1 protein-coding gene is annotated in these 877 nt (G+C 55.3%); it reads right to left on the minus strand.

The features are described 5' to 3' along the window. The coding region (locus HMPREF2780_RS11790) for a hypothetical protein (RefSeq protein WP_233994389.1) at positions 1–877 on the minus strand (877 nt) is incomplete at both ends.

Raw genomic sequence — 877 nt, forward strand, 5'->3', positions numbered from 1 at the left:
CACTCGTGGAGGCCGATTCGCTCGCACTTACTGATGCACTCGTTGAAGCTGATTCACTCGCACTTACTGACGCGCTGGTTGAGGCCGATTCGCTGGCACTTACAGATGCACTCGTTGAAGCCGATTCGCTAGCAGATACAGACGCACTCGTTGACGCGGACTCGCTGGCACTTACAGATGCACTCGTTGAAGCCGATTCGCTAGCACTTACTGAGGCACTCGTTGAAGCGGACGTACTTGCTGAAACAGATGCGCTCGTCGATGCGGACTCGCTTGCACTTACTGAAGCGCTGGTTGACGAGGACTCGCTTGCAGAAACTGACGCACTCGTTGAGGCTGATTCACTGGCAGATACTGAAGCGCTGGTTGACGCGGATTCGCTCGCACTTACTGAGGCACTCGTCGATGCAGACTCACTCGCAGATACTGAATCGCTCGTCGACGCAGATTCGCTCGCACTTACTGAGGCACTCGTTGAAGCGGATTCGCTGGCACTTACTGAGGCACTCGTTGACGCGGACTCGCTTGCAGATATAGATGCACTCGTTGAAGTCGATTCGCTAGCTGATACTGAAGCACTGGTTGAAGCAGACTCACTCGCACTTACCGATGTGCTCGTTGAGGCCGATTCGCTGGCACTTACAGATGCACTCGTTGAAGCCGATTCGCTAGCACTTACTGAGGCACTCGTTGAAGCGGACGTACTTGCTGAAACAGATGCGCTCGTCGACGCGGATTCGCTTGCAGAGACTGATGCACTGGTCGATGCGGATTCACTGGCACTGACAGACGCGCTCGTGGAGGCTGATTCACTCGCACTTACAGACGCGCTCGTCGACGCGGATTCGCTTGCAGATACAGATGCACTCGTGGAGGC

It is taken from the genome of Streptococcus sp. HMSC062B01 (genome assembly GCF_001811085.1).
GTDB lineage: Bacteria > Bacillota > Bacilli > Lactobacillales > Streptococcaceae > Streptococcus > Streptococcus gordonii.